Origin of the sequence: Sinorhizobium sp. BG8 (genome assembly GCF_016864555.1) — a bacterium.
Lineage (GTDB): Bacteria > Pseudomonadota > Alphaproteobacteria > Rhizobiales > Rhizobiaceae > BG8.
This window is the reverse complement of the sequence record NZ_CP044011.1, coordinates 725,001-738,886: the sequence shown is the minus strand read 5'-3', so window position 1 is coordinate 738,886 and position 13,886 is coordinate 725,001. Positions and strand designations below refer to the sequence as shown.

Below are 13,886 nucleotides of genomic sequence, written 5' to 3'. Positions count from 1 at the left end.
GTTCACTTACTTTGTGCATGAGCCTCCAGGACGCGCTCATTGATCGTGAATCCCAGACCCGGCTTGTCCGGAACCGCAATCATACCGTCCCTGACCTCCACTGTCTCCTCGACGAGATCGTGGATCATCGGATTGGCACCCAGCGAATATTCGATGACGAAACTTGCGGGCGAGGCGGCGCAGATATGCAGGCCGGAGAAGAAGCAAGGTGCACCGGCCCACAAGTGCGGAGCGAAACGGAGATTGAAGGCACTGGCAATGGCGCCGATACGCATCGCCTCCGTGATGCCGCCGCAGAAGGCCGGATCCGGCTGGAATATATCAACCGACTTCAACACCGCAAGGTCACGGAACGCGAAGCGGGTGGCCTCGGACTCGCCCGCAGCGATTGGCACATTGCCCGCGGACCGGACTTCGGCCATTCCCGACTTGTCATCGCCGCTCACCGGCTCCTCGAACCAAGCGAGATCACAATCGGAGACGAGTTGAACGAAACGGCGGGCATCAGCCACCGTGTATGTTCCGTGGGCATCGACCATGAGTTCGACGCCGGGACCGAGGGCGGCACGCGCAGCACGCACACGCGCCGCCGAGAGGTGCGGCGCGCCATCCATGGCCCCCACGCGCATCTTCACTGCGCGAAAGTCACCGGAGGCAACATAGGATTTCAGTTGTTCGCCGATCTTATCCGCGCTCTCCCATCCGCCCGAGGCGTAGGCGGGCAGCCTCTCCGCCTTGCGCCCGCCCAGAAGCTGCCAGACCGGCACACCGAGCGACTTGCCGAGAATATCCCAAAGGGCGATATCGACCGCACTGATCGCCGCGACAGAAAGGCCGCGGCGCGACAATTCAGGCATCGCATGGCCGGACTGGGAAGCGGTTTCGTGGCGAACGCCGTTGTAGAGCATTTCCCAGAGCGTCGTGATGTCGGCGGGATCCTTTCCCACCAGCTTTGGCCCGACCTCGTGATTGAGCATGTGGACGAGCGTGCCGTAGTGGCCGGCGCTTCCGGCGGCGTTCTTGCCCTCTCCCCAACCGACGATCCCGTCGTCCGTCTCGATGCGCAAGATCGCGGCATCGAAAGTCGTCAGGCGCCCGAAGTCGCTCCGGTGCTGCCGGTTCGCTTCGATCGGAATTCGGACCCACCAGGCCTCGACCTTCTTGATACGCATCTCGGACCCTCGACCCTCTCGATCACGGGACGACCGGGAGGGGGTGCTTTAAGCTAGTCGGCTACTTGATCAATGGCAGAAGCGTTTCGGCAGTGATGCGCATCTGATCCGAATAAAAGGATTCCGTCAGAAGGCTCGAACCGTGATCCTGTATGAACTTCAACTGCTCGGGCGGAATGTCGACAGGGTTGCGCTCGACCATGTCAGGGTATTTGGCGGCCGGCGTCCGATCCACCGGCGCAACGAACTCGTTGGTCAGCGCACCGTCATAGCCGACCTCCTTGAGCGTCGCCACGATCTTCGGCCAATCGAGCTGTCCCAGGCCCGCCGCGAAGCGGTTGTTGTCGGCGACGTGGAAATCGAAAAGGCGCTTTCCGGCGAGCCGGATCGCGTCATACATGTCTTCCTCCTCGATATTGAGGTGGAAGGCATCGAGGCAGACCCCACATTCGGGGCTGACCGCATCGGCCAGTGCGAGCGCCTGCGCGGCGCGGTTGAAAAAATAGGTCTCGAACCGGTTCAAAGGTTCGATGGCGATGCGGACGCCGCTCTTCTTGGCGTGGGCGAAGCACTCCCTGGTGGCATCCACCACCCACTTCCACTCCTCTTCCTCCGTCGCGTCCGGAACGACCTTTCCAACGGTCGCGGGCACCAGCGTGACGATCTCGCCGTCGAGTTCACTCACCATGGTGATGACGCTCTTTACGTAGTCGACCGACTTCGCCCGCTGCCCCTCGTCCTTGGCCGCGAGGTTGCGCTCGCCAAGCGTCAGGGTCACCGCGCCCCAGCAGCGGATCCCGTGCTCCTTCAGCAGCGCCCGGGTTTCCTTGACATCGTATTGCGTCGGCTCGCCGGAGATCTCGATACTTTCGTATCCGTACTTCTTGATCCGCTTCAGCGTCATGGCCAGCGGCTCGGCGCGCATCCAATTGTGCGTCGACAGATGCATGAGCGTTCCTCCAGAACTGAGATTGCTTTAACCGCCGTCACGCCACGGCGAGAACCTGCTGCTTTCGGCCTGCACCACACACCTCACAACTGGTTAGGCCAGTTATCTCTTCGTGGTGGTCTAACGCACTTTCCCGCGTTTCGCAAGTTGGCGCGCCATCACGGACGAAACCGCTCGTTTTCTAATATAAATTGGTATTAAGAGGGAAATATTCAGACTGATGGATACGGTGACGACCGTCATACGGCTTGACCTGTTTTTCTGTTTTGGTACGACCAGATTGAGATGCCGTGCCCGTTCTTGACTTCTCGGAGCGTGCTGGCGACGACTTGATGAGGGCATGTCAGGAGGAGATCGTGAAGATCGGGATGTGCATGTTTCTCTGGACGACGCACGTGACCGGCGAGCACGAGGCGCTTCTCAGGGATATCAAGGCTACGGGGTTCGACGGCGTCGAAATACCGGTCTTCGAAGGCTCAGAGGATACCTACAAGCGGCTCGGAGAGATGCTGGATCGCATCGGCCTCGATCGTACGGCAGTCTCCGCGATGGGAGATCCCGGCATGAACCTGATCTCGCCGGACGCGGAGACGCGAAAGAAGGGCATCGCATACGTGAAATGGGCGCTCGATTGTACGCAGGCACTCGGCTCCCGCGTTTTGTGCGGACCGCTTCATTCGATCCTCGGACAATTCTCCGGTTCCGGCCCCACTGCCACCGAACGAAGGCACTCGGTGTCGTCACAACGCGAAATTGGCGATCACGCCTCACGGCGTGGCGTCACGATCGGTCTCGAGGCGCTGAACCGTTTCGAGTGCTATCTCCTCAACACCATGGACGACCTGTCCGCACATATCAACGAGATCGACCACCCGAACATCCGGGCGATGTACGACACGTTTCACAGCAACATAGAGGAAGCGGATCCCATCGGCGCATTCACCAGGAATTCCCGCAACTTCGTACATGTCCACGTCTCTGAAAACGATCGAGGCGTCCCAGGGCGCGGTCACATTCCTTGGGACGACACGTTTCGAGCGATACGGGCAAGCGGCTATGACGGATGGCTGACGATCGAAGCCTTCGGACGGGCGTTGAAGGATCTGGCAGCGGCCACCAAAGTCTGGCGCGACTTTTCAGAAACCCCCGAGGCGGTCTACCGCGAAGGCTACCGGCACATCGAGGCCGGTTGGGCGGAGGCAGGGCGAAATTCCGTCTGACGACAGTTCTATAGCCAGAAGACGACGATCGACAGGAACGCGGCGACAACCGTGACGACGGTGACCGGCCATCCCGCGCGCGGGAAATCTGCAAACCTGTAGCCGCCAATGCCCATGACGAGCGTATTGTTGTGATGACCGAAGGGCGTGAGGAAATCCAGCGAAGCACCGACGGCAATGGCAATCAACAGCGCTGCCGGCGGACAATTGAAGGACTGGGCGATCTCCAGCGAAATCGGCGTCAGCGCAATCACCACGGATGCATTGTTGATGAATGGCGTGAGGGCGACTGCAAGCAACAGCATCAGCGCAACCGCCAGGGAGGGGTAACCCATCGGCAGCACAGCGGCGAGAGAGGACGCGATCATCTCGGCCGCTCCCGTGGTCTGCATGGCACCGGCAAGCGGAATCATGCACGCAAGCATAACGACGATCGGCCAGTTCAGGCTGGCCAGGGCCTCGCGGAGATTGAGCTGTCCGAGCAGCATGAGCAGAAGAATTGCCACCCCAAAGGCGATCTGCGGGGACACAATGTCGAACGCTGCCAACAGAACACCCAGCGCAAAAACACAGAGAAGGAGGGGAGGCTGCGTTGTCGGCTTGGTCTTCGGTGCGGGCCACAGCTGCAGGCACTCCGTCTCCTCCAGCGCAGCTGAGACCATCACGGGATCGCCCGAAAGATAAAGGATGTCGCCGACCCCCAATCGCTGGTCGGCCAGTCTGCCCTCAGGTCGGGCGCCGCGAGTTGACATGCCGAAGACGCCGACTTCATGGGTGCGAAAGACATCGATCGTGTGGAGGTTCGAACCGACAATGGTGCTGTCAGGCGTGATGACCGCCTCGCTGTGTGCGGATGAGCGGGCATCAAATCCCCCGGTGAACCGGACGGTGCGTGCCTCAACGGTTTCGAAAATGATCCCGACGTCGCCGTCGGCAACGAGAGTATCGCCACCTTGAACGACGATGTCCTCCCGCCGCCCGAAAACGTACTTCCCGCCACGCACCACAGCATGGACCCGCATGCCATACGTGTTCTCGAGTCCGACGAGCCGCTGCCCGGCCAATTGCGAGCCCCGGGTATGTCGAGTTCTGTCATCATGCGACGCCGCCCACCCGCAGACAGAGCCAGGCGAACCTCCTTGGCTTCGAACATCCGCGGCACCCAGGCAATAATCACGGCCAGCCCCGAAAGCGCGACAGGAACACCGGCATAGGCAAAGTCGAAGAAGTAGAAGCCGCTTCCCGTGACGTCGCGGAGCGCATCCGAAACAAGAAGGTTGGCGGGCGTGCCGATCAACGAGCACGTGCCCCCGAGCAGGGTCGCATATGACACAGGAAGCAGCAGTTTCCGCTCCCCCAGGCCGGTGCTTCGGCCGGCTTCGAGGACTACCGGCATCACGAGCGCAAGCGCGCCGATATTGTTCATGAACACCGAGACGAAGGCCGCCAGCAGGCAAAGCGAGGCGATGAGCGCCGCTTCGGAGCGGACGACGGCGAAGAAGCGGCGCGCAAACGGGTGCAAGGCGTCGGCGCGGCCGAGCACGTGCACGATCAGAAGGATCTCGACGACCGTCACGACTGCCGGGTTGGAGAATCCGGAAAACACCGCATTTGCCGGAACGAGCCCCAGTGCGAACCCGGTGGCTAGCCCTACGCAAGCGACGAGTTCGATCCGGAATCTGTCGAGCGAGAAGATGAAGAGGACCGTCACCAGCAGTGCGATGATCGCAATCTGCTCGAATGCCGATCCCGCCGCCTGCATATCCATCCACTTTCCGCGCCCGCCTGCACACTGCGACGCGACCGCAGTGTGCTAGCGCAACCCGAGGATGGCAAGCCCGGCAACGACGAGGTCGCGCGGCAGGTTTGAAGACTGCCACGCGGGACTAATGGGAAGAAGGTAGCGCGAGCGAAGCAACGAGGCCATTTCTGCCCGGCCGTGACTACGCTGCCAGCACCTCGCTGATGCTTTTTGCGACCGCGCCTGCCTGCACGCGAATGTCCGGCACCGCAGTGATCTCCCAGAAACGGCCCAGCGTCATTGCACCCATCGCATAGAGCCGCCCGGAAACGCTACCGTCACCGGACACGACGGCTGAACGATCGTCCACGTCCAGCCCCAGTCCCAGCGGATCGCACCGCACCAGACCCTTTGAGGCCATATCCGTGAGAAGGTCGGACTGCTTCACCGAACAGCGCTCGATGCCCGTACAGTTTACCAGGATATGGGCATCAATCGACCGCCGCTCGCCCGTTGCCGCGACCGAGAAGATGGCTCGCAGGCTTCCCTCGCGTGGTTCCACACCAATCAGCCGGCCGCGATCTATCATCAAATCGCCGCTTTCCCGCATTCGCCCGAGCTCGGCGCTGACGGCGGGTGCCATCCGATGGCGATGCGAATTCCAGAAGGGCGCCGCGTGGCGAAGAAAGCGGCTGCGCTGCTCGGCAGTCAGCCCTTTCCACAAATCCTGCGTCACCGGGCGAAGGCCATCGATAACGCCACGCCAGTCTGCGGCGTTCTCGGCTCTCTGGCGGAGCCAGGCCAGCATGGCACTGAGTTCGAGTTCGCCGGGCGACAGGAACGCTTCGACCGGTGCAGGGCGGGGCACCACATGGGTCTGGGGCAGCAAGCCCCGTCGGGAAATCGCGTGAATCTTGCCGACAAACCCTCTCTTGCGCAGGGAGAGGCATTGATCGACCATGGTGAGGCCGGTACCGAGGATCAGCACCGTTCCATCCAGGGGAACACGCTGTTGCCAGGGCTCGGACCATGGGTCCTCGACGATATGCGGGAGCGCCTCGGCGGCGATCGCTCCTTTGGGAAGCGGAATGCCAGCTGCCGTTGCTCCCGTGCAGAGGGCGGATGCCTTCGCGATCAGCGTCCGGCCATCCGACAGCCTGTAGACCTGTTGCCCATCTTTGCCCGCCTCGCCTCCGACGACCCGGGCATCGATCCGCGAAACCGCGGCGCGGTTGCCGGTGCGGTGGAGCGCCTCTTCGAAGACGTCCTGGAGATAGGCGCCGTAAAGATTGCGCGGCACGAAGTCTTCGGATCCGAATGCCATGCCGCGCTCTTCAAGCCACGACTGGAAATGATCAGGACGGTCCGGGTAAAGGCCCATCCGCGCAGCCGGCACATTGAGAAGATGGCTGTTGGAGGGAGTTGCGTAGGCAGTCCCGCGACAGGGATTTTCCTGATTTCCTACGAGACTGATCTTCAAATTCGGCGGAAGCCGATCAAGGAGATTGACGGTGACGGCGGCGGCCGAGAAGCCGGAGCCGATCACTGCCACATCGCTTCGAACAATCATGCGGGTATCCCTTTCTCACGAACGGTCCCTCATGCTAACATCATTTTCTATTATTTCTATGTATTAAATTATTTTTCTAGATTTAAGAAGAGCAATGCTGATTTTTACCAATGAAATCCGCACTTTGAAAAGCGTGCGGCACATTTGCCGCACCGCTCGCCCGCAGATCAGTAGAAAATATGCAATGGCCAGTGAACCGGGCGCTTCTTTGCGCCGGCAGAATTCAGTGTCAGCCGTACCTTGGAGGCTTCTTCCCGTTCCTCGGAACCGGTCTCCCGCTCCATGACACCTTGCACCTTGCAAGGCGCAGGCTGATTCGGTGTCAGATAGCCGAGCGTCATTCCACCCATATAGAACATGTCGCACCTCTCATCACGGCGTGCCCTCTCGGGGCCACCGCCAATGATGGCGAAAACATGGCGCATGTCAATAGTCTATAGGTTTAGTAGTCTAATCGTCTGCAGCATTCGCCTGAGGCTGGCTTCGCCGCCGGATGCCGGCAAAGCTCGATCAGCTGGCCTGCTTCTCCAGTTCGCCATCCTCCGCGACTGCTTCCATGCCCGGAGTGGAAACGAACTGCTCGAGCGTCATGGTGTCGAGAATGGCGGCGATCGCATCACGCACCTCGGTCATAGACCGACGGACCTGACAGGTCTCCGGATCGGAACAGTCTTCACAGGCTTCGTAGGCGGTCCGGCTGGCACAGCGTATGGGCGCCAATGGTCCGTCGAGGACGCGGATCGCATGCCCTATCCGAATTGCGGAGGCCGGCTGGGAAAGCGAGTAGCCGCCGCCCGGCCCTTTCTTGGAGCGCAGGATGCCCGCATTGCGAAGCTCAAGCAGGATCGTGTCGAGAAACTTCTTCGGAATATTGTTGCGAAGCGCGATCTCGCTGACAAAGGCAGTTTCCCCCGGGGCAAGCCTCGCCAGATCGACCAGTGCCTTCAGGCCGTATTTTCCCTTTTTCGTCAGCATATCCGCACGACTTTCAAATCAAAGACTGGGTGGCAGCACATCTCGTTGCCACAGGGCAAACGGGACAACGGCCCCGTCCATGCGCAAGACATTATCGTCGACCACACATGGGAAGGAGTCCACATTTCTTTTAGCTCAACTACATGAAAATCGCATTAATTTTGTCAATTTTATCCGAATCTGTGCGGTTTTGGATGGAATTGGCGGGTGACGGCAGGCCAATTGCACAATTCCGGTCACTGACCGGCAACCGAGGACAAGTGGGACAGTGACCGCAATCGGCGTCACCGCATCGTGCAGCTATGCCGGCCAAGCATTCATCGGGCAGGGAACTTCAGCGATTCGCCGCAGACCCGAAAACAAGAAACAGGCCGGTGACGGCCAGAGCAAAGATCCAAAGGATATCGAAGTTGATCCAGGCGCGCCGGAGTGCGGCAAGACCCAGCCATTCGAATACGGCCGTTGCGATCGCTGCCGTCACGACGAGCAGCGCGGCGGTATGCACCGCGACGGCCGCAGAAGAAATCGGGATGGATCCGCTCGCCGAAAGCCCGAACGGCATCTCGGCGCCCGCACACAGGGCCATCACGGACGGAACCAGCATCAAGCCCGCCCCGTGGCTGGTCGCCATCAGGAACGACCAAAACGCGAGCCCGGCCATGCCCGTGCGCATGCCGACCCTTGTCCTGTGCCGATAGCCGAAAAGGACATGATAAGCCGCCATTGCCAGGATGAGCACCCCGGCCGCAATTCTTGCGGTCCGCGGCTCCAAAACCTCCCCGAAAGCCACGACAAACGCGAGCACGATGGCAATCGAGGCAGCATGCCCAAGCGCAATCGGGATCAGCGATAGCCACACGATGCGCCGACTTTGCCTGTGAAGTCCCAAAGCTACCGAGAACAGCCATCCCATCGCAGGATTTGCGCCATGGAACGCACCCAAGCCCGCAAGCACCACCCAAGGCCACAAGCCGCTCATTGACACCTGGAAAGGCTGGCCATGGACAGCCTCACGGATAGCAATAGGAATCGGACGAGCAGTCTCCCCCTTCGAGGCGCACCTGATGCGGACGATGTCCCTTCGGCCAGTCGACGAAGAAGTTCTTGTCGAAGCTGATGCCGCCATTGTCCGCCACGTCGAGCTTCACCATCCAGCCGTCGATGCCCTCCGGATAGAACTGAGGGTCGATCGCACCGTAGAGCGAGTTGGTGAAATAGACCCTCTTGCCGTCCCGGCTGATCTCGACCATTTGCGGTCCGCCGTTGAGCGCTCCGTTTGCGGCCTTGGGGTGCGTCGCCCGCGATACGATGCCGCCGATCCGGACCCGCCCGGTTTCCTTGGGCGAGAGCGGATCCGACACGTCATACTGGATCATGTTGCCGGTGCCCCAGCAGGAGACATAGAGAAAGCGGTCGTCCATCGACAGATCGATATCCGTCACGAGCGGCGGTACCGCCTTGAAATCCTTGAGAACCGGCGGAAGGTCCTGCGGATCGGCCGGCTCTGCGGGAATCTCGATGACCTTCTTGACCGACCACCGATCGCCCTCGCGGTACCAGGTCCAGATCGAAGCCGACAGGTCCTTGAGGCTGATCACGCAACCGACGAAACCATAGGCCTTCGTCGGGTCGTGTGCGGGCCGCAATTCGAAGACCAGCTGATGCTCCTCCCCGAAATCGATCTCCTGGAGGTGCTTGCGCTTGTGAAGGTCCCAGAAATGAAGCCTCCGGCCGTACCGCGAGCCGAACAGCACCTCGGGCACGAGACCATTTTCGAAGGTATCCGGCGTGCCCCACTCACTTGTTATCATCGTATCGTGACCAAGGTGCCACCAGAAATCATAGGCGAGCTTCTGCGGTCCGCGGTCCATCTCCCATTGACCGAGCACGTCAAAGCTCTGGTGGTCGAGCAGGAAAATGCCGCCCGGAGCATTGCCGGCGGCGTCAGACAGCGCATTGACATAGATGCCCTCGGGACCGCAATGGACGGTGTGAAGTCGGGAATAATTCGCCTTCTCGGCGATTTCCGCGGGCTCTATCACGCGAACGATTGTCGGGTTTCTCGGATCAGGCTTCGTGTCGATGATGTGGAGCCTCGATGAACGCAATCCCGGCACGACAAGATAGCGTCGCTCGACGTGCGGATGCGGCGCATTCGGGCATAGGCAGGACGAACAGGCGTTCCAGCCGAAATGATGGAGCTCGTCGGCGACATTCGGCATTACGACCTGGCCAACAATCTGTGAGTAGCTCGCGGACGACGGATCGACGTCGACCACGGCGATCGCATCCGGCTTTTTCCGGTCGGGATCGAAACTCGCCACATAGGCAAGTGTCTCGCGCGGGGCTTTTGCCGCCATGCGCGGAGATGGATAGAATGAGGGATCAGGCCGCCACGTCGCCATTGTCTATTCTCCTCGAGAAGACTTCGCATGCGTCGGACACGGTACAATCCGACCTAGATGTGACGAAAAATGGCCGGAAGTATGTTCGATTGCGGATCCGAATGCCGCTTTCCCGCTTGGGTCGGTGCTTTGGTGTGCGCTTTAACGCAGAAAGCCCCGCCGGATTTCTCCGAGCGGGGCTTTGTGATGTTTGGTTGCGGGGGCAGGATTTGAACCTGCGGCCTTCAGGTTATGAGCCTGACGAGCTACCGGGCTGCTCCACCCCGCGTTACCTGGCTTTTGCCTTGGCAAAATACCGACCGGTTTTTGCCATTGGGCAAAATACCGTTGAGTTCGAAGACCTCGAAGCTGTCGAGGATTATAACGCATAAAGGCCGCTTTGCGCGGCCCTTTTTTTGATCGGCTTGGGCCGAGTGTGTGATGAGAAGGGGATCTATGTTTTCAACTTGCCTTTAGCAGACCTGGCAGCGACCTACTCTCCCGCGTCTTAAGACGAAGTACCATCGGCGCTGGGGCGTTTCACGGCCGTGTTCGGAATGGGAACGGGTGCAGCCACCCCGCCAGAACCACCAGGTCGGCTAAGGGCAAGTTGATGAGAAGCTGGTAATGATCTTGCGATCATGTTTTGTCTTTTGTGAACACGTCTTTGGAGCAACAAACCGGACAAATGCCTTGCATTTGCCGGGCCCGTCGCAAAGGCTTTCGCCTTGGCTCTATCAGGACCAACGCTGACGCGTTGGCCTTGAGATGAGCATTTTCAATGAGAACGATCAAGCCAATCGAGCGATTAGTACCGGTAAGCTTCACACATTGCTGCGCTTCCACACCCGGCCTATCAACGTGGTCGTCTTCCACGGCTCTCAAGGGAATACTCGTTTTCAGGTGGGTTTCCCGCTTAGATGCCTTCAGCGGTTATCCCTTCCATATATAGCTACCCTGCTATGCCCTTGGCAGGACAACAGGTCCACCAGAGATATGTCCATCCCGGTCCTCTCGTACTAGGGACAGATCCTGTCAATATTCCTACACCCACGGCAGATAGGGACCGAACTGTCTCACGACGTTCTGAACCCAGCTCACGTACCGCTTTAATTGGCGAACAGCCAAACCCTTGGGACCTGCTCCAGCCCCAGGATGCGATGAGCCGACATCGAGGTGCCAAACAACCCCGTCGATATGGACTCTTGGGGGTCATCAGCCTGTTATCCCCGGCGTACCTTTTATCCGTTGAGCGATGGCCCTTCCACGCGGGACCACCGGATCACTATGACCGACTTTCGTCTCTGCTCGACTTGTCAGTCTCGCAGTCAGGCGGGCTTATGCCATTGCACTCGACGACCGATTTCCGACCGGTCTGAGCCCACCATCGCGCGCCTCCGTTACTCTTTCGGAGGCGACCGCCCCAGTCAAACTACCCACCATACACTGTCCCGGACCCGGATGACGGGCCGCGGTTAGACATCCATGACGATAAGGGTGGTATTTCAAGGATGGCTCCACAGAAACTGGCGTCCCTGCTTCAAAGCCTACCACCTATCCTACACATGCCGACACGAATGCCAGTGTAAAGCTATAGTAAAGGTGCACGGGGTCTTTCCGTCTGACCGCAGGAACCCCGCATCTTCACGGGGAATTCAATTTCACTGAGTCTGCGTTGGAGACAGCGGGGAAGTCGTTACGCCATTCGTGCAGGTCGGAACTTACCCGACAAGGAATTTCGCTACCTTAGGACCGTTATAGTTACGGCCGCCGTTTACTGGGGCTTCGATTCAAAGCTTGCACCTCTCCTCTTAACCTTCCAGCACCGGGCAGGCGTCAGACCCTATACGTCGTCTTGCGACTTCGCAGAGCCCTGTGTTTTTGATAAACAGTCGCTACCCCCTGGTCTGTGCCACCCCAACATACTTGCGTAGATTGGGGTCACGCTTCTTCCGAAGTTACGCGTGCAATTTGCCGAGTTCCTTCAACGCAGTTCTCTCAAGCGCCTTGGTATACTCTACCTGACCACCTGTGTCGGTTTCGGGTACGGTCTATAATGGTGGAGCTATTTCCTGGAACCGCTCCGCCGCCCAACCAATCCAATAAGGTTGAACAACTTGTGCGATCCGTCACTACCACCAGGCCCACGAATATTAACGTGGTTCCCATCGACTACGCGTGTCCGCCTCGTCTTAGGGGCCGGCTAACCCTGCTCAGATTAACTTTAAGCAGGAACCCTTGGTCTTTCGGCGAGAGGGTCTCTCACCCTCTTTATCGTTACTCATGTCAACATTCGCACTTCCGATACCTCCAGGACCCCTCACGGGTATCCCTTCACAGGCTTACGGAACGCTCCGCTACCACGTGGTATTGCTACCACATCCTCAGCTTCGGTGCATGGCTTTAGCCCCGTTACATTTTCGGCGCAAAGACCCTTATTTAGACCAGTGAGCTGTTACGCTTTCTTTAAATGATGGCTGCTTCTAAGCCAACATCCTGGTTGTTTTGGGATCCTCACATCCTTTCCCACTTAGCCATGACTTGGGGACCTTAGCTGGAGGTCAGGGTTGTTGCCCTCTTCACGACGGACGTTAGCACCCGCCGTGTGTCTGCCGACTAGTACTCCTCGGTATTCGGAGTTTGGTTAGGATCAGTAAGACGGTGAGTCCCCATAGCCCATCCAGTGCTCTACCCCCGAGGGTATTCGGTCGACGCACTACCTAAATAGTTTTCGCGGAGAACCAGCTATTTCCGAGTTTGATTGGCCTTTCACCCCTAGCCACAAGTCATCCCAATCTATTGCAACAGATGCGGGTTCGGTCCTCCAGTTGGTGTTACCCAACCTTCAACCTGCTCATGGCTAGATCACTCGGTTTCGGGTCTAATGCGACGAACTGAACGCCCTGTTCAGACTCGCTTTCGCTGCGCCTCCACCTATCGGCTTAAGCTTGCTCGTCACACTAAGTCGTTGACCCATTATACAAAAGGTACGCCGTCAGGCTTGCGCCCTCCGACTGTTTGTAGGCAACCGGTTTCAGGTTCTCTTTCACTCCCCTTGTCGGGGTGCTTTTCACCTTTCCCTCACGGTACTTGTTCGCTATCGGTCATGCACGAGTACTTAGGCTTGGAGAGTGGTCTCCCCATGTTCAGACAGGATTTCACGTGTCCCGCCCTACTCAAGGACATCAGGTATTCTACGTGTACGGGGCTATCACCCGCTAAGGCCGGACTTTCCATTCCGTTCCACTTCATCGCCTGATGCCACTGGCCTGGTCCGCGTTCGCTCGCCACTACTTACGGAGTCTCGGTTGATGTCCTTTCCTGCAGGTACTTAGATGTTTCAGTTCCCTGCGTTCGCTTCTTACCCCTATGTATTCGAAGGTAAGATACCTTATCACAATGCTTGGAAACCCAGGCCGTCCTTGCGAACAGTCTGGATTTTCCAAGCATTTAAGGTGGGTTGCCCCATTCGGAGATCCATGGATCAAAGCTCATTCGCAGCTCCCCACGGCTTATCGCAGCGTATCACGTCCTTCATCGCCTGTGCATGCCAAGGCATCCACCAATTGCCCTTACGACACTTGATCGTTCTCATTGCCAATGCTCATCCTTAGTTGGATTTGGAATTCCTTACCTCCTCGCTTGCGCTCGAAGGGGTTCCAAATCTGGCCATACGGCCAGGCCCAACAGTGCGGTTACCTTTTACAACCACACCAATCAGATGCCATCGACGTGTTCGATATGTCCTTCATTGCGGGCACGCCGGTGCACCGCGAAGTCATATCATTAAGACCAGCTTCTCGAGATCTGTCCGGGGATGCGCGGTCAGGCAACATCCATCAACATGCCGTCAGAGGTTCGTCAAACACCAAAAA

The 13,886-nt window shown here is 58.8% G+C and carries 10 protein-coding genes, 1 tRNA gene and 2 rRNA genes; 1 reads left to right on the top strand and 12 read right to left on the bottom strand.

All coding sequences use genetic code 11. The annotated features are described in order from the left end of the window. Window positions 1-2: 2 nt before the first annotated feature. Together F3Y30_RS03380 and F3Y30_RS03375 are read right to left on the bottom strand one after the other, a co-directional pair. Entirely contained in the window at window positions 3-1,172 is a 1,170-nt protein-coding gene (locus tag F3Y30_RS03380; RefSeq protein ID WP_203425147.1) for a mandelate racemase/muconate lactonizing enzyme family protein, read from the bottom strand. A 61-nt stretch (window positions 1,173-1,233) separates the two neighbouring features. Then, a complete protein-coding gene (locus F3Y30_RS03375) occupies window positions 1,234-2,121 on the bottom strand; it encodes a sugar phosphate isomerase/epimerase (RefSeq protein WP_203425146.1) in 888 nt (295 codons plus the stop codon). 356 nt (window positions 2,122-2,477) lie between these two features. Between F3Y30_RS03375 and F3Y30_RS03370 the strand changes: the two genes are divergently transcribed. Continuing rightward, complete coding sequence (locus F3Y30_RS03370) at window positions 2,478-3,341, top strand: sugar phosphate isomerase/epimerase family protein (protein ID WP_203425145.1); 864 nt, start codon at window positions 2,478-2,480, stop codon at window positions 3,339-3,341. Window positions 3,342-3,349: 8 nt separating this feature from the next. Here F3Y30_RS03370 and F3Y30_RS03365 read toward each other — a convergent pair whose 3' ends face one another. The 10 genes from F3Y30_RS03365 to F3Y30_RS03320 form a co-directional block, all read right to left on the bottom strand. Then, a complete protein-coding gene (locus F3Y30_RS03365; RefSeq protein ID WP_246752941.1) occupies window positions 3,350-4,003 on the bottom strand; it encodes an SLC13 family permease in 654 nt (217 codons plus the stop codon). Then, a complete protein-coding gene (locus tag F3Y30_RS03360) occupies window positions 4,003-5,109 on the bottom strand; it encodes an SLC13 family permease (RefSeq protein WP_203425143.1) in 1,107 nt (368 codons plus the stop codon). Before F3Y30_RS03360 ends, F3Y30_RS03365 begins: the two co-directional genes overlap by 1 nt. A gap of 175 nt (window positions 5,110-5,284) precedes the next feature. After that, window positions 5,285-6,652, bottom strand: coding sequence for an FAD/NAD(P)-binding protein (locus tag F3Y30_RS03355; RefSeq protein WP_203425142.1), 1,368 nt, complete (start codon window positions 6,650-6,652; stop codon window positions 5,285-5,287). A gap of 167 nt (window positions 6,653-6,819) precedes the next feature. Then, window positions 6,820-7,077 (bottom strand): hypothetical protein, encoded by a 258-nt coding sequence (locus F3Y30_RS03350; protein WP_203425141.1) that lies wholly within the window; start codon window positions 7,075-7,077, stop codon window positions 6,820-6,822. A gap of 85 nt (window positions 7,078-7,162) precedes the next feature. Beyond that, window positions 7,163-7,627, bottom strand: a complete 465-nt coding sequence (locus F3Y30_RS03345; RefSeq protein ID WP_203425140.1) for an Rrf2 family transcriptional regulator — start codon at window positions 7,625-7,627, stop codon at window positions 7,163-7,165. Window positions 7,628-7,961: 334 nt separating this feature from the next. Next, window positions 7,962-8,606: a hypothetical protein gene (locus F3Y30_RS03340; RefSeq protein WP_203425139.1), complete on the bottom strand. Its 645-nt coding sequence runs from the start codon at window positions 8,604-8,606 to the stop codon at window positions 7,962-7,964. A gap of 31 nt (window positions 8,607-8,637) precedes the next feature. Next, window positions 8,638-10,032, bottom strand: a complete 1,395-nt coding sequence (locus F3Y30_RS03335; protein WP_203425138.1) for a selenium-binding family protein — start codon at window positions 10,030-10,032, stop codon at window positions 8,638-8,640. A 191-nt stretch (window positions 10,033-10,223) separates the two neighbouring features. Next, window positions 10,224-10,300: transfer RNA gene (locus tag F3Y30_RS03330), tRNA-Met, on the bottom strand. Window positions 10,301-10,491: 191 nt separating this feature from the next. Next, window positions 10,492-10,606: ribosomal RNA gene (gene rrf, locus F3Y30_RS03325) — 5S ribosomal RNA — on the bottom strand. A 192-nt stretch (window positions 10,607-10,798) separates the two neighbouring features. Next, window positions 10,799-13,598: ribosomal RNA gene (locus F3Y30_RS03320) — 23S ribosomal RNA — on the bottom strand. Window positions 13,599-13,886 lie beyond the last annotated feature (288 nt).